Source organism: Curtobacterium sp. NPDC088465 (assembly GCF_044753165.1).
GTDB lineage: Bacteria > Actinomycetota > Actinomycetes > Actinomycetales > Microbacteriaceae > Curtobacterium.
In genome coordinates this window covers 330392-344996 of sequence record NZ_JBIVMR010000003.1, presented here as the reverse complement: position 1 = coordinate 344996, position 14605 = coordinate 330392, and the positions used below count along the sequence as shown (strand labels likewise).

Genomic DNA, 14605 nt, shown 5'->3' with positions numbered 1-14605 from the left:
CGGGTCGGTCCGGTCGGTCAGTCCTGGGCGCGCGCAGCGGCCTTGTCGGCACGCTCCTGCTTCACGCGGGCGTTCTCGGCGTGCACCTCGGCCTGCGTCGCACGCTCACGCACGAGCCACTCGGGCATCTCCTGCAGGAGGGCCTTGACCTCGGCGGTGGTCAGGGGCTCCTCGACCCCGGCACGCACCAGGCCGGAGATCGACACGCCGAGCTTCTGCGCGACGACCGGACGCGGGTGCGGCCCTTCGCGACGGAGTTCCTCGAGCCACGCCGGCGGCTGCGTGCGGAGCTCGTCGAAGGCGGTCCGGGTGACCGGCTCCGCGCGGAACGACTCCGGGGCTGCCGCCAGCAGGATGCCGAGCTTCTTCGCAGCCGTCTCGGGCTTCATCGTCTGTTCCTGCGCCATGCGTACCAGGGTACGGCCCCTACACTCGGTTGCATGACCGCGGCCCTCACCATCGCCTTCGTCCCGGGGGTCTCCCCCGCGAAGTGGGTCCGGGTCTGGCGGGAACGCTTCCCGGACGCCGAGCTCGGCCTGCTGCCGATCGGACCGACCGAGGTCGACGACGCGCTCACCGGCGAGGCCGACATGGCCTTCGCCCGGATGCCCGTCGGCGCCCACCTCAACGCCATCCCGCTCTGGACCGAGACGGCCGTCGTCGCGATGCCGAAGGACGCGTCCCTCGCCTCCTCCGACGTGGTGACCGAGGCCGACCTGGCCGACGTGCACGTCGTCGACGCCGGGCCCGTGCCGGAGGACGTGTCCGCCGCCCTCGACCTGGTCGAGGCGAACGTCGGAGTCGTCGTGCTCCCCCAGTCCCTCTTCCGCGCGTCCAGCCGCAAGGACCTGGTGGCGAAGCCCCTCGACGGCGCAGCGGGCACCCGGATCGCCCTCGTCTGGCGCGACGCGGACGCCTCCGACACCACCGAGGAGTTCATCGGTGTCGTGCGCGGTCGCACCGCCAACAGCTCGCGGAACGCCGCCGACCGACCGGGAGGCACGACGAACGCCGACGACGCCGGCTCGCGCGGCACGCGGGACGGCTCCGGAGCCGGTCGCGGCAGCACCGCCCGCGCCGGTGGTGGCAAGGCCACCGCGAAGCAGGCCGCCGGCGGCAAGGCGGGCGGCAAGGGCGCGCGCAAGCCGCGCGGGACCGGACGACCGGGCACCCAGCGACTCGGCAACGGCAAGCCGAAACGCGGGTCCAAGGGCAACCGGTGACGGACACGCGGCTCGTCCCGATGCCGGCCACGCGCCTCCCGGCCTGGCTGGACCGCACGATGGCGGAGTACGTCGGATCGCGCATGCGGGCCGGTGAGACCCGCGAGCAGGCCGAGGCGAACAAGCAGCGTTCGCTCGACCAGTGGTTCCCGGACGGGGCACCCCTGCCCGACCACTTCGTCTGGGACCTGGTCGACGACGCGGACGCCGTCGTGGGGTACCTCTGGATCGGACCGTTCTCGTCGGGCAGCACCGAGTGGTGGGTGTTCGACGTCGAGGTCGACGAGCCGTTCCGTCGCCGCGGTCACGCCCGACGGGCGCTGGAGGCCGGGCAGCGGGTCGCCCGTGAGCACGGCGCCACGAGCATCGGGCTCAACGTGTTCGGGTACAACACGGGCGCGCAGGACCTGTACGCCGCGCTCGGCTACCGCGTCACCGCGACGCAGATGCAGCTCCCGCTCGACTGATCGCGGCCTGTCAGGCCCAGACGCCGGACGTGCCGCGTCGGTGACTGCCGACCAGGTGCGTGTCGACGATGCCGAGTGCCTCCATCAGGGCGTGCATCGTCGTGGGCCCGACGAACGCGAACCCGCGCTTCCGCAGGGCCGTCGACAGCGCCACGGACGCCTCGCTCGTCGTCGGGACCTCGGCGATCGTCCGCGGCGCCGGTGTCGCGTCCGGCCGGAAGGACCACACGAGGTCGGCGAGCCCACCGTCGGCGCGCAGGGCGATCGTCGCGTTCGCGTTCGTGATCGTCGCGCGGATCTTCGCCCGGTTCCGGACGATGCCGGCGTCCGCAATCAGGCGCTCGACGTCGTCGTCCCCGAAGACCGCGACCACGTCCGGGTCGAAGTCCGCGAAGGCCGCGCGGAACGCGGGGCGCTTGGACAGGATCGTGCGCCAGGACAGCCCGGACTGGAACGCCTCGAGCGACAACCGCTCGAACACCCCGCGCTCGTCGCGGACCGGCATGCCCCACTCGGTGTCGTAGTACTCGCGGAGCATCGGGTCGGTCGCGGCCCAGACCGGGCGCGCGAGGCCGTCCTCTCCGGTCACCAGGCCGTCGGGGATCATCGTCGGGTCGTCGCTCACGCGTCCATCCTGGCCGACCGCACCGACGACCCCGGGGTCACCGGTCGGTGCCGTCGCCCGTCATCGCGGCCTGGTCCATCCAGACGTACTCCCACCGGTGGCCGTCCGGGTCGGTGAAGCTGCGCTGGTACATGAAGCCGAGGTCGGTCTCCGGGCGGTCCTCGTTCCCGCCGCTCATGACGGCGGCGTCGACGATGCGGTGCACCTCGTCCTTCGAGGCTGCGCTCAGCGAGTTGATCACCTCGACCGTCCCGGGGGCGGCGATCGTCCCGTCGGTGAACTCCTGGAACTTCGCATGCGTGAGGAGCATCACGTACACGGTGCTGCTCACGACGATGCACGCGGCGGTCTCGTCGGTGAACTCCGGGTTCACCGTGTAGCCGAGCGCCTCGTAGAAGCCGACTGCCCGGTCCAGGTCGGTGACCGGCAGGTTGATGAACACCATCTGCTCCACGGTGGTTCCCTTCGTCGAGCACCAACCTGGCGCAGCCGCCCGTCGAGCGCAACCGTTCCTCTCTGCAATCGACTGGTACGTCATACTCTGGTCACATGGAGCGGGCCTACGTCGACGAGTCAGAGCCCGGCGGTGGGCTCGATCACACCAGCTACGTCCTCGCGGCGGTGGTGGTCGTTCAGTGCCGAGCCGAGACTGCGCGTGCGGCGGTCCGGTCAGCCAAGCCCTCCCGCATGCGGAAGCTGCACTGGTACGAGGCGCTCCGGACACAGCGCATCTCCTGGCTGGACCTGCTCGCCGTCGCGGCAGCGGTCTTGGTCGTTCGCTACGACGGTGCCCCTGCGCGAGCGGAGCGGCGACGTCGGTCGTGCTTGGAGCGCCTCGTGTGGGAGCTCGAGGTCCGCGGGGTGCAGCACGTCGTGCTCGAGTCGCGAGGAGCCTCCTGTGATGCTGCCGATCGGTCGATGTTCGATGCGCTCCGTCGACGAGGCGTCGGTCGATCGGTCCGGTACGAGCACGTCCGAGGGACGGACGAGCCCCTTGTCGCCCTCGCAGACCTGGCCTGCGGCGCGTACGCGTCCGGGATGCACGAGGAGATCGGCGCAGAGATCGTCGTCGTGCGCTGAAGCAACTCGTCGTGCGATGGAGCGAACCGACGTGTCGTGACACCGGGGCCCCGAGGCCCGGACAGCGCGAAGCCCCGGGCCCGCGCTGGCTGCAGGCGTATCCGGGGCTCACTTCCGGTCGAGCAACACGCGACCGACATGTCAATGCTAGGAACGATGACCGACGCCGTCAACCGCCCCGTGCCTCCTGGCCGCCCGGTGTTTCCCAGAACGCTCGAAGCGCGAAGCGAGAACGGGCGTACCAGGTCGGATCGACCGACCAGGTACGCCCGTTCGTGCCGGGTACGCCCGTTCGTGTCAGGCGGGCCGTGCAGCCGCGCGCAGCGGGGTCAGACCCGCTCGCGCCCCTCGCCTGCGGCGCGCTGGTCGGCCTCGGCCTCGGCCTGCCCGACGATGTCCTCGGCAGGCACCGGGTTCAGCCGGTCCCACAGGAAGAAGAGCAGCCCGCCGACGAGCAGCGACAGCCCGACCCACAGGTTGATGTGGATGCCGCCGGTCTTCTCGGGGTCGGTGTCCCAGTGGACGATGCCGACGATGGTGGTGATCACGCCGTAGAGCACGAACAGGCCGCCGAGGATGCGGCGCAGGTCGAGTCGGCGGGTGGAGCGGACGAGCGCCGCCTGCTCCTCGGTGAGCTTCGTGGTGTCCTCACGCATGGGAGTACTCCTTCGGGTCCGGGCCTAGAGGAACGGCAGGTAGAGGGCGACGCACAGCACGAGCGCGACGGTGCCGAGCAGCGCGGGCGAGCGGTACCAGGCGGTGTCCGTCGCGACGGCTCCGGCGGTCATGTCGATCTTGCCGACGCCGTACACCAGGCCGCCGAGCTCCGACACGTCCTTCGGCTTCGTGGCGAGCGAGACGAGCACGCCGACGACGAGCACCGTGACGAACGAGATGATCGCGCCGTACATCGTCTCGGCGGTCGCCGTCGAGAACAGCGACGGGTTCACGAGGTACGCGATCCAGGTGATCGTCGGCGTCACGATGCCGAGCACGTAGCCCCAGAGCGCGCCCTGGGTGGTCATCCGCTTCCACAGGAGTCCGAGGATGAAGACGCCGAAGAGCGGTGCGTTGAAGAACGAGAACAGCGTCTGCATGTAGGTCATGATGTTGCCGGCCTGCGCGGCGAGGAACGCCGTGCCGATGCCGACGACCACGCCGACGACCGTGACCCAGCGACCGGTCTTCAGGTAGTGCAGGTCGGGCATGTTCGGCTTGATGTACCGCTGCCAGATGTCGTACGTGAAGACGGTGTTGAACGAGGAGACGTTCGCCGCCATGCCCGCCATGAACGAGGCGAGCAGACCCGTCACCGCGATGCCGAGCACGCCGGTCGGCAGGTACATCTGGATGAGCTTCGGGATCGCGTCGTTGTAGGTCAGCTCCCCCGAGGCGAACTGGTTGCCCACGACGGCCGCGGCGATGAGCCCCGGCACGACGACGATGAACGGGATGAAGAGCTTCGGGATCGCCGCGATGAGCGGGGTCCGGCGGGCTGCCGACATGTTCTTCGCCGAGAACGCGCGCTGCACCTCGGTGAAGTTCGTCGTCCAGTAGCCGAAGGAGAGCACGAAGCCGAGGCCGAGCACGATGGCGAGCCAGTTCGCCCCGATCGGGTTCGTGACGTCGCCGATGCCGGTACCCGTCCAGGCCTGCAGGTGCTGCACGCCCTGGGTCTGCTTGATGGCCTCGGTGAGACCGCCCCACCCGCCGACACGGTGCAGGCCGACGATCGTCAGCGGCACGAGGCCCGCGATGATCACGAAGAACTGCATGACCTCGTTGTAGATCGCGCTGCTCAGGCCACCGAGGGTGATGTAGGCGAGCACGAACGCGGCGGACACCAGGATCGCGAGCCACTCCGGCCAACCGAGCATCGCCTCGATGACGATCGCCATGGCGTAGAGGTTGATGCCGGCGATGAGCACGTTCGACACCGCGAACGCGATCGAGTTCACCAGGTGCGGCGCCTTGCCGAAGCGGCGGAGCATGAACTCCGGCACCGACCGGACCTTGGACCCGTAGTAGAAGGGCATCATCACGAGCCCGAGGAACACCATCGCGGGCACGGCACCGATGAGGTAGTAGTGCAGCGTCGCCATGCCGATCTGTGCGCCGTTCGCGGCCATGCCGAGGATCTCGGTCGCGCCGAGGTTCGCGGACACGAAGGCGAGGCCCGTGATCCAGGCCGGCATCGAGCGGCCGGACAGGAAGAAGTCCATGCTCGTCCGCACCTGCTTGCGGGCGGTGAACCCGATGCCGATGACCACCGCGAAGTACACGATGATCATCAAGTAGTCGACCCAGCCCAGTTCGAGCCGGATCCCGTTGGTCGCCGCAGCGAGAACCATGCGATCTCCACATCAGTGTGTTGCAGTCGGCAACTGCGCCGACCCGAGCGGGAACGTTACACCGCGATGTGACCGTTCACATAGCTCGCGCATCCGTCGCCGTCGCTGCAGCCCCGCCGCTCGGTAGGCTCTCCCCATGAGCGAGCCGGTCACCGACACCACGACACGCCCCCGGCGGATCCTCGTCCTGAACGGGCCGAACCTCGACATCCTCGGGCGTCGCGACCCGGCACAGTACGGCACCGTGACGCTCGCCGAGCTCGAGGCGATCGTGCACACCGAGGCGGCGGTCCACGAGCTCGAGGCGGACTTCCGGCAGACCAACCGCGAGGGCGAGCTCGTCGAGTGGCTGCACGAGGCGCTCGACGACTTCGTCGCGGTGGTCATCAACCCCGCCGCCTACGCGCACACCTCGGTCGCGCTGCACGACGCAGTCGAGGCACTGAGCATCCCGGTCGTCGAGGTGCACCTCTCGAACACGTGGAAGCGCGAGCCGTTCCGGCACGTCGACCACGTCGCGACGGCGGCGACCGCGGTCATCGCCGGTGCGGGCGCCGACGGCTACCGCCTGGCGGTCGCCCACGTCGCGTCACTGGTGGCCGACCCGACCGACTGACGGCCTGGAGGCGCGGCACCCGCCCGCCACGCGCCTCCCGTCCGCCCCGCGTCCAGACGTCCCGTCCCGGTGAGGTTCCGAACGGGCGATGTACGTCACGGTCGCGCTCGACCGTGACGTACATCGCCCCCTCGGCGGACGACGCGCGGCGTGTCGTGCCCGCTCGGCGGCGCGTCGTGCGAGGGCGAGCGGCGGGCGGGCGGCGGCTAGAAGTCGGCGGGACGGCGGACGTCGTCGGCGCCGACGGCGGCGAACCCTCCGCGGACGATCGGCAGCGCGCGCCGGACCGCCTGGTCGATGCGCAGCTCGAGGTCGACGCTGGCGATGTCGTACCCGCCCTCGCGCTTGGTGAAGTCGCGCTCGTTCCCGAACACGCCGAGCGGCAGGGTCGTCGACTGGAAGAAGCCGAACAGCGGCCGCATCTGGTGCTCGACGAGCAGTGCGTGCCGGTCACTGCCGCCCGTGGCGGTCAGGAGCACCGGGGTGTCGACGAGGTCGTACTGCCCCACCCAGTCGAAGAAGAGCTTGAAGGCACCGGAGTAGGCGGCCCGGAACGCCGGGCTGCCGACGACGAGCACGTCCGCTGCCTCGACGGTCTCGAGCGCTCGCCGGGTGCGGTCCGACATCGCCTCGCGGGAGGGCGCGGCACCGAGGTCCGCGAGCAGGGGTCCGATCTCGACCTGTGCGGTCCGGGCGTCCGGCAGGTCCTCCGCCATGCGCGCCACGGTCGCCCCGACCAGGGTCGAGGTGCGCGAGGGGTCCGATGGGCTGCCGCTGACGCCGACGACGAGTGCTCCGTCCATGCGGTCGATGCTCACACGTCGTCCGAGGGCCCGTCCGGGTGTGACGACTTGTGTCGCCCACCAGCACGCACGGGTACCGTCCGGGTGATGCAGACGTTCCTGCCGTACGCCGACTTCCGCGCCTCGGCCGAGGTCCTCGACGACAAGCGACTCGGCAAGCAGCGCGTCGAGACCCTGCAGGTGATGCGGGCGTTGACCCTGCCGGACTACGGCTGGCAGCACCACCCCGTCGTCGCCATGTGGCGCGGGTACCGCCCGGCGCTGATGGCCTACCAGGACGCGACGTGCCGGGTGTGGCTCGAGCGCGGGCATGCCGACACCTGCCTGGAGAAGACCCTGGCCGACCTCGGGCTGGTCCCCGAGGACCTGGTCGCGTACGAGCGCGGCGACTTCGCGGTGCCCGCGTGGAACGCCGACCCGGCGGTGCACGCGTCGCACCGGTCGAAGCTCGTGCAGAAGGCGCCGGAGCACTACCGACCGTTGTTCCCCGACGTGCCCGACGACCTGGACTACGTCTGGCCGGGCGTCCCCGCGCCGGCGGCACACTGACACGCTCACCCCCGGGCACGACGACCGGGCGGCCGCCGCTCGACGGCGGGACGGCAGCTGCGCGGCCGTTCGACGCCACCGCGACCCGTCGTGGACTGACAGGGGGTGCGGCGCCGGTCAGGGTCCGGCGCCGCGTCCACGACGGGCGCGGCGGCCGCTCGGGCACGACGACAGGGGATGTCGTGTCCGGCGCCGGACGCGGTCAGGGGTGCTGCGTCCGGTCATGAGCACCGCGGGCCCCGGGGTGACGGGACCGCGCGGTGCTGGCCTCGGGTGGTGGGTTCCTCAGAGGTGTTCGGTGTCTCCTCGGTACCGGTCCGTCTCGCTGGGCGCGGGCATGGCCCGACGGAGTGCCGCGGTGCCGACCGTCGGGAGCAGGGCACTCACGACGGTGGCGAGTGCCCCCACGGTCGCGATGGCGCCGAGCGGGGCGGTGCCGAGGTCGTGCTGCGCGGCGAGTGCGATGGCGACCACGGTCGCGGGTGCCGGCAGGAGCTGGACCGCACGGAAGGGGACCTCCTGTCGGTCCCGGGTGGTGATCGCGTTCGCCATGGCTCCATCGTGACGGACGATCGCTGTCCGCAGAAGGGGGGACATCACCCCCAACTGTGGAGTAGAACGTCTAGTACACTCAGCTCAGGCGCCGGACCGCGGCGACCGACTCGGCGACCGCCCGCACCACGACGGCCACGTCCTCGTCCGTGAGCCCGTCGTCGAACGTCAGTCGCAGGGCCGTGCGCGCGGTGTCCTCCGACAGCCCGAGGGCGGTGAGGACGTGTGAGGCCTCGGTGCTCCCCGCGGCACAGGCGCTCCCGGAGGAGGTCACGACGTCGCGCTCCTCGAGTTCGAGCAGCACGGTCTCGCCGTTGACCGCCGGCGGACCACCCGGCACCGCCGGGAAGCAGAACGACGCGTGCCCCGGGAGCCGACCCGCCCCGCCCTGCGCCGACCCGACCGGCGCCGCCCCGGTCAGCACGGCACCGGGCACCGACGCCAGCACGCCCTCGACCACGGCGTCCCGGGTCACGGTCGCACGGGCGGCAGCGGCGCCCCGGGCCCCCTCGACGAGCGACACCGCGGTGGCGAGGGCGACCGCTCCGGCGACGTCCTCGGTCCCCGACCGTCTCCCCCGCTCCTGTCCCCCGCCGTGCAGCAGCGGCTCGAGCGGTACCCCACCCCGGACCGCGAGTGCGCCGGTGCCCTTCGGTGCGCCGAGCTTGTGCCCGGAGAACGACAGCGCGTCGACGCCGAGCCGGTCGAGCCCGAGGGGCAGCCACGGAGCGCTCTGCACGGCGTCGGTGTGGAACCGGGCGCCGACGCGGTGCGCGACCGCCGCGAGGGCCGGGAGGTCCTGCACGGTGCCGACCTCGTTGTCGGCGTGTGCCACCGAGACGAGCGTGGTGTCCGGACGGACGACCCGCGCGAGCGCCTCGGGCGTCACGGTCCCGTCGCGTTCGACCGGCACGAGCGTGACGGTGAACCCGTGGTGGCGCTCCAGGTACCGGCAGCTCTCGAGCACCGCCTCGTGCTCGATCGCGCTCGTGACGACGTGCCGGCCGCGGGGTGCCGCGAGCGCGATGCCCTTGACCGCGGTGTTCGCACCCTCGGTGCCGCCGGTGGTGAGGACGACCTCGCCCGGACGGCACCCGAGGAACCGGGCGATCGTCGCCCGGGCGTCAGCGAGTCCCCGGGCGGCCGCCTCGCCCACCCCGTGCGTGGACGACGGGTTGCCGAAGACGCCGGTGAGGTACGGCCACATCGCCTCGAGCACCTCGCGGCGGACCGGGGTGGTCGCGGCGCGGTCGAGGTAGAACACCGGGTCAGCCGCCGGTCACGTCGACGTCGAGCCCGAGGTCGAGCGCCCGCGCCGAGTGGGTGAGTGCGCCGACGGAGACGACGTCGACCCCGGTGCGCGCGATCGCGCCCACCGTGTCGAGCGCGACCCCGCCGGAGGCCTCGACGAGCGCGCGGCCCGCGACCAGCCGCACGCCCTCGACGAGCTGCTCCGGCGTGAAGTTGTCGAGCATGATCGTGTCGACACCGGCCGCGACGACGGGTTCGACCTGGTCGAGCCGGTCGACCTCGACCTCCAGGTGGACCGTGTGCCCGAGCCGACCACGGGCTCCGCGGACGGCGTCGCCGATCGCGGTGCCGCCGGCGAGCAGCACGGCCAGGTGGTTGTCCTTGGCGAGGACGGCGTCGGACAGCGAGTTCCGGTGGTTGTGGCCACCGCCGCAGCGCACGGCGTACCGCTCGACGGCCCGGAGGCCCGGAGTGGTCTTGCGGGTGTCGACGATCCGTGCGCCCGTCCCCGAGACGGCCGCGACGTACCGCGCGGTGACGGTCGCGATGCCGGACATCCGCTGCACCAGGTTGAGCCCGACCCGCTCGGCGCGCAGGACCGAGCGCGCAGGGCCGTGCACCGTGGCGAGGACCTGTCCGGCGTCGAAGGGCTCGCCGTCGGCCAGGTGCAGCTCCGTGCGCACCGTGGGGTCGACGGCGTGCATCACGGCGGCGAACACCGCGCCGCCCGACAGCACGCCGGGTTCGCGGGCGGCCATGGTCGCGGTCGCGCGGGCGTCGACGGGGATGAGCGTCTCGCTCGTGACGTCACCCCACGGAGCGTCCTCCTCGAGCGCCGTCTCGATCACGCGACGCAGGGCGTGCGGCGGGATCGTCCCGGGGTCGACTGCGGTGGTGGTGGTCATGCGGGGACTCCCTGCTGGACGGGCGCGGTGCTGCTGGACTGCGCGGTGCTGCTGGACTGCGCTGTGCTGCTGGACTGGACGGAGGCCGGGGCGCTGCCGCGCCGGACGGCGCGGACCCACCCGGTCGACACCGGCGCGGAGGGATCGGTCTCCGGGTGATCGGTGCGCGCGTGCGCCCCGCGCGACTCGGTCCGGGAAGCCGCCGCGAGCGCGGTGACCCGCGCCAGGTCGAGCAGGGCGCGGTCCTCGTGGTCCCGCACGGTGCGCGCCACCGGCGACCGGAGCGCAGCGAGCGCGCGACGTGCGGCGGCGAGTCCGTCCGCGTCCCGGAGCAGGCCGACCCGCTCCGTCATCTCGGTCTGGACCGCCTGCCGGAGGTCGGTGGCACGGTCCGGGTGGGCGGCGCCTCCAGGCCGTCCGCTGCGGTCCGTCCCGTAGGGCGTCGATCCCGGCACCCCTCCGTCCGGCCGGGAGGCACGGTGCGGCTCCGCCTCCGTGCCCACCTGGTCGTCGGGGACGGTGCGCACGGGCAGGGCCGCGTCGCCGCGCAGGCGCAGCTGCGCGGGTCGTGGGGCACCGATCGCGTCGGCGGTCCGCACGCCGAAGACGAGCCCCTCGAGCAGGGAGTTCGACGCGAGTCGGTTCGCGCCGTGGACGCCGGTGCAGGCGGCCTCGCCGACGGCGAGCAGTCCGGGGAGGCTGGTGCGCCCCTCGCTGTCGGTGGCGATCCCGCCCATCGCGTAGTGCGCCGCCGGGGCGACCGGCACGCCCTCCCGCGTCCAGTCGAAGCCGGCCGCGCGGGTCGCGCGGGTGAGGCCGGGGAAGCGTGCGACGAGCCGGTCCGCGCCGAGCCCCGTGGCGTCGAGGAGCACGGGGGCGCCGCCCTGGTCGCGGACGGCGGCCGCGATGCCGCGGGCGACCACGTCGCGCGGCGCCAGCTCGGCGTCCGGGTGCACGGCGCTCATGAAGCGTCGTCCGGCGGCGTCGCGCAGGACGGCACCCTCGCCGCGGACCGCCTCGGAGACGAGCCCACCGTCGGGTACGGCCAGCCGGGTCGGGTGGAACTGGACGAACTCCAGGTCGGCGAGGACGGCCCCCGCCCGCCAGGCCGCTGCGACGCCGTCGCCGGTCGCGACCAGCGGGTTGGTCGTCTCGCGGTACAGGTGGCCGGCGCCCCCGGAGGCGAGCACGACCGTGTCCGCCTCGATGCGTCGGGGCTCGCCGAGCAGGTCGAGCACGTCCACACCGACCACCGCTCCGTCCCGGACGACCAGGTCGGTGAGGCAGGTGCGCTCCAGGACCGTGACGTGCTGCCGGTGCAGGGCGGCGACGAGCGTGCGCTCGACCGCTGCGCCCGTGGCGTCGCCGTCGGCGTGCAGGACGCGCCAGCGACCGTGCGCGGCCTCGCGCCCGCGCGCCAGGTCGTCGCCGTGGCGGTCGAGGGACGCGGGGTCCGACGTCCGGTCGAACGGGACGCCCAGCGCGAGCAGGTCCCGCACCCGGGCGGGCCCGTCGGCGCAGAGCAGCGCGACGGCGCGCGCATCGGCCCCACCGACGGCCGCGACACGGGTGTCGTGCTCGTGCAGCGCGACGGTGTCGTCGGCGCCGAGCGCGACGGCGATCCCGCCCTGGGCAGCGGCGGTGGCGCCGTCGGCGAGCCCGCCCTTCGTCACCAGGGTGACGTCGTGGCGGGCGCTGGCGCGGATCGCGGCGGTGAGCCCGGCGATGCCGGACCCGACGATGACGACGTGCACGGTGCGGTCCCCGGTGTCCTCGCGCGGGGCCGTCAGCCGCGGGGCTTCGCGGCGAGCATGCGCTCGAGCGCGACCCGGGCGTCGGCCTGCACGTCGGCGGGCACCGTGATCTCGTTGAGGACCTCGCCGCGGACGAGTGCCTCGAGCACCCAGGCGAGGTAGCCCGGGTGGATCCGGTACATCGTCGAGCAGGGGCAGACGACGGGGTCGAGGCAGGTGATCCGGTGCTGCGGGTACTCGGCCGCGAGCCGGTTCACCATGTTGATCTCGGTCCCGATCGCGAACGAGGTCGGTTCGGTGGCGGCGGCGACGGTCCGGCGGATGAGGTCGGTGCTGCCCGCAGCGTCCGCGGCGTCCACGACGGCCATCGGACACTCGGGGTGCACGATGACCTGCACACCGGGGTCCTCCCGGCGGGCCTGGTCGATCTGCTCGACCGTGAACCGGCGGTGCACCGAGCAGAACCCGTGCCAGAGGACCACCTGCGCGTCGAGCAGGGTCTGTGCGTCGTTGCCGCCGAGCGCCTTCCGCGGGTTCCACATGGGCATGCGGTCGGTGCTGATCCCCATGGCCTTCGCGGTGTTCCGACCGAGGTGCTGGTCGGGGAAGAACAGCACGCGCTGCCCCCGCTCGAACGCCCACTCGAGCACGGTCGCCGCGTTCGACGACGTGCAGACGATCCCACCGTTCCGGCCGCAGAACGCCTTGAGGTCGGCGGCGGAGTTCATGTACGTGACGGGGATCACCGGCACGCGGCCGTCGGCGTCGGGCTCGGTGCCGTACACGGCGGCGAGCTCGGCCCAGGCCGCCTCGACGCTGTCGATGTCGGCCATGTCCGCCATCGAGCACCCGGCGGCGAGGTTCGGCAGGACCACACGCTGGTCGTCACGGGCGAGGATGTCCGCCGTCTCCGCCATGAAGTGGACGCCGCAGAACACGATGGCCTCGGCGTCGGGCCGGGTCAGGGCGGCGTTCGCGAGCTGGAACGAGTCGCCGAGGAAGTCCGCGTGCCGGACGACCTCGTCGCGCTGGTAGAAGTGGCCGAGCACGACGACCCGGTCCCCCAGCGTCGCCTTCGCCCGCTCGATGCGCTCGTGGAGTTCCGCGTCGCTCGCGGTCCGGTACTCGTCGGGGAGCTGCCCCTGCCGCGGTGCGGAGGTCGGGATGACGTCGGACATCGACGAGCCGGGGCCGTAGCCCGGGCGGCTGTCGAAGTCCCAGGTCGGCGCGGCGAGGTCGGGGGTGCAGGTGCTGCCGTCGGCCTTGCCGTTGGAGATGAGCTCGATCGTGGTGGCGATGGACACTGTGGTTCCTATCGGTTCTGCGGGTGGTGCTGCCGGGGGTGGGCGGGCTGCAGCGGGCCGTTGTCCGCGTAGGCCAGGTCGGGGTTCGAGCGGTACAGCCGAGCCGGGCGGTGCCGGTCACCGCTCGTGGTCTCGTCCGTCGCGATGACGGCGTCGGACTGCGCGACCTGTCGACGGAAGTTCGCGGGGTCGAGCGTCCGCCCGAGCACGGCCTCGTACACCCCGCGCAGCTCGGCGAGGGTGAACCGGTCCCCGAGGAACGCCTGCGCGATCCGCGAGTACGACACCTTGTTGCGGAGCCGCCAGAGGGCGTAGGCGACGATGTGGTCGTGGTCGAACGCGAGTGCGGGGTGCTCGTCGGCCAGGAACCAGCGGACGTTCCAGTCGTCGGGGACGGACTCGGCCTCGTCGGGGTGGACGAGCGCCCAGTAGACGATCGACACCACGCGGCTCGGCGAACGGTCGACGTCGCCGAACGCGTACAGCTGCTCGAGGTACCGCGGCTGCACGTTCGTCGTCTCGCGCAGGCGCGCCGCGGCGGAGTCCTCGAGCCCCTCGTCCGGGCCGACCCAGCCACCGGGCAGCGCCCACGACCCCTCGAACGGATCGGCGACACGGCGCACGAGCGGCATCCACAGCGCCGGGGCACCGGTGTCGGGGTGCGGGCGCAGGGCGACGATCACGGTGGAGACCGCGACGCGGATGCTGGTGGGATGTGTTTGTGTCATGATGACTCGAAGTGTTCGGGTTGCAATGACACTATCAGGCGGTTCACGGAACCGGAACAGCGCCGTAACGTGCAGGGTCCCCGACGTGCCTACATTGGCGCCATGACGACGGTGACGAGGGTGCACGCCGTGGTGTCCGGCTCGGTGCAGGGGGTCGGCTTCCGGTACTGGACCGCACGCAAGGCAGACGGGCTCGAACTCGACGGGTACGCCAGGAACCTGTTCGACGGGACCGTCGAGGTCGAGGCCGAGGGGCCGTCCGAGGCGGTCGAGGCCCTCATGGCGTTCCTCCGCACCGGTCCGCCGACCGCCACGGTCACCGACGTCGCCCGACGCAGCGTGGTCCCGCACGGCGACGGCGACGGGTTCGCGATCCTGCGCTGACCGCGCTCGGGGT

Annotated in this window: 18 protein-coding genes; 6 read left to right on the top strand and 12 right to left on the bottom strand. The window is 72.4% G+C overall.

The features are described from left to right. Window positions 1–17: 17 nt before the first annotated feature. Window positions 18–407, bottom strand: coding sequence for a DUF5997 family protein (locus ACIP6W_RS13415; protein WP_066655342.1), 390 nt, complete (start codon window positions 405–407; stop codon window positions 18–20). A gap of 33 nt (window positions 408–440) precedes the next feature. Between ACIP6W_RS13415 and ACIP6W_RS13410 the strand changes: the two genes are divergently transcribed. Together ACIP6W_RS13410 and ACIP6W_RS13405 are read left to right on the top strand one after the other, a co-directional pair. Beyond that, entirely contained in the window at window positions 441–1223 is a 783-nt protein-coding gene (locus ACIP6W_RS13410; protein WP_251154591.1) for a LysR family transcriptional regulator substrate-binding protein, read from the top strand. Beyond that, on the top strand, window positions 1220–1690 hold the full coding sequence (locus ACIP6W_RS13405) for an N-acetyltransferase (RefSeq protein WP_066655347.1): 471 nt from the start codon (window positions 1220–1222) through the stop codon (window positions 1688–1690). Before ACIP6W_RS13410 ends, ACIP6W_RS13405 begins: the two co-directional genes overlap by 4 nt. Before the next feature lie 10 nt (window positions 1691–1700). Here ACIP6W_RS13405 and ACIP6W_RS13400 read toward each other — a convergent pair whose 3' ends face one another. Together ACIP6W_RS13400 and ACIP6W_RS13395 are read right to left on the bottom strand one after the other, a co-directional pair. Next, window positions 1701–2297: a DNA-3-methyladenine glycosylase I gene (locus ACIP6W_RS13400; protein WP_251154658.1), complete on the bottom strand. Its 597-nt coding sequence runs from the start codon at window positions 2295–2297 to the stop codon at window positions 1701–1703. A 55-nt stretch (window positions 2298–2352) separates the two neighbouring features. Continuing rightward, window positions 2353–2760 (bottom strand): VOC family protein, encoded by a 408-nt coding sequence (locus ACIP6W_RS13395; protein WP_245172227.1) that lies wholly within the window; start codon window positions 2758–2760, stop codon window positions 2353–2355. A 104-nt stretch (window positions 2761–2864) separates the two neighbouring features. On the opposite strand from ACIP6W_RS13395, the gene ACIP6W_RS13390 reads away from it, so the two are divergent. Further along, window positions 2865–3395, top strand: a complete 531-nt coding sequence (locus ACIP6W_RS13390) for a DUF3800 domain-containing protein (protein ID WP_251159600.1) — start codon at window positions 2865–2867, stop codon at window positions 3393–3395. A 329-nt stretch (window positions 3396–3724) separates the two neighbouring features. On the opposite strand, the gene ACIP6W_RS13385 is transcribed toward ACIP6W_RS13390, so the two are convergent. Both ACIP6W_RS13385 and ACIP6W_RS13380 read right to left on the bottom strand, forming a co-directional pair. Then, window positions 3725–4051, bottom strand: a complete 327-nt coding sequence (locus tag ACIP6W_RS13385; RefSeq protein WP_194074877.1) for a hypothetical protein — start codon at window positions 4049–4051, stop codon at window positions 3725–3727. A gap of 24 nt (window positions 4052–4075) precedes the next feature. After that, window positions 4076–5746: a sodium:solute symporter family protein gene (locus tag ACIP6W_RS13380; RefSeq protein WP_066655354.1), complete on the bottom strand. Its 1671-nt coding sequence runs from the start codon at window positions 5744–5746 to the stop codon at window positions 4076–4078. A 136-nt stretch (window positions 5747–5882) separates the two neighbouring features. On the opposite strand from ACIP6W_RS13380, the gene aroQ reads away from it, so the two are divergent. Next, window positions 5883–6362: a type II 3-dehydroquinate dehydratase gene (gene aroQ, locus ACIP6W_RS13375; RefSeq protein WP_400430010.1), complete on the top strand. Its 480-nt coding sequence runs from the start codon at window positions 5883–5885 to the stop codon at window positions 6360–6362. Between the two features lie 206 nt (window positions 6363–6568). Here the strand turns inward: aroQ and ACIP6W_RS13370 are convergent, their stop codons facing one another. Next, complete coding sequence (locus tag ACIP6W_RS13370; protein ID WP_209685020.1) at window positions 6569–7165, bottom strand: NAD(P)H-dependent oxidoreductase; 597 nt, start codon at window positions 7163–7165, stop codon at window positions 6569–6571. An 87-nt stretch (window positions 7166–7252) separates the two neighbouring features. Between ACIP6W_RS13370 and ACIP6W_RS13365 the strand changes: the two genes are divergently transcribed. Next, window positions 7253–7714 carry an MSMEG_6728 family protein gene (locus tag ACIP6W_RS13365; RefSeq protein ID WP_400430008.1) on the top strand — a complete coding sequence of 154 codons (462 nt, stop codon included), beginning with the start codon at window positions 7253–7255 and terminating at the stop codon, window positions 7712–7714. Between the two features lie 285 nt (window positions 7715–7999). Here ACIP6W_RS13365 and ACIP6W_RS13360 read toward each other — a convergent pair whose 3' ends face one another. From ACIP6W_RS13360 to ACIP6W_RS13335, 6 genes are all read right to left on the bottom strand, one after another. After that, window positions 8000–8266 carry a hypothetical protein gene (locus ACIP6W_RS13360; RefSeq protein ID WP_066655361.1) on the bottom strand — a complete coding sequence of 89 codons (267 nt, stop codon included), beginning with the start codon at window positions 8264–8266 and terminating at the stop codon, window positions 8000–8002. A 79-nt stretch (window positions 8267–8345) separates the two neighbouring features. After that, window positions 8346–9530: a cysteine desulfurase family protein gene (locus ACIP6W_RS13355; protein ID WP_400430006.1), complete on the bottom strand. Its 1185-nt coding sequence runs from the start codon at window positions 9528–9530 to the stop codon at window positions 8346–8348. Window positions 9531–9534: 4 nt separating this feature from the next. Next, window positions 9535–10422 carry a carboxylating nicotinate-nucleotide diphosphorylase gene (gene nadC, locus ACIP6W_RS13350; protein ID WP_400430004.1) on the bottom strand — a complete coding sequence of 296 codons (888 nt, stop codon included), beginning with the start codon at window positions 10420–10422 and terminating at the stop codon, window positions 9535–9537. Further along, a complete protein-coding gene (locus ACIP6W_RS13345) occupies window positions 10419–12176 on the bottom strand; it encodes an L-aspartate oxidase (protein ID WP_400430002.1) in 1758 nt (585 codons plus the stop codon). The genes nadC and ACIP6W_RS13345 overlap by 4 nt, the downstream gene beginning before the upstream one ends. Before the next feature lie 32 nt (window positions 12177–12208). Further along, a complete protein-coding gene (nadA, locus tag ACIP6W_RS13340; protein ID WP_066655365.1) occupies window positions 12209–13480 on the bottom strand; it encodes a quinolinate synthase NadA in 1272 nt (423 codons plus the stop codon). A gap of 8 nt (window positions 13481–13488) precedes the next feature. Next, the gene (locus ACIP6W_RS13335; protein WP_066655366.1) at window positions 13489–14208 is read right to left on the bottom strand and encodes an NrtR DNA-binding winged helix domain-containing protein; all 720 of its coding nucleotides are present in this window, start codon (window positions 14206–14208) and stop codon (window positions 13489–13491) included. 102 nt (window positions 14209–14310) lie between these two features. Between ACIP6W_RS13335 and ACIP6W_RS13330 the strand changes: the two genes are divergently transcribed. Continuing rightward, window positions 14311–14592 carry an acylphosphatase gene (locus ACIP6W_RS13330; RefSeq protein ID WP_066655367.1) on the top strand — a complete coding sequence of 94 codons (282 nt, stop codon included), beginning with the start codon at window positions 14311–14313 and terminating at the stop codon, window positions 14590–14592. The last annotated feature ends 13 nt before the right edge of the window (window positions 14593–14605 follow it).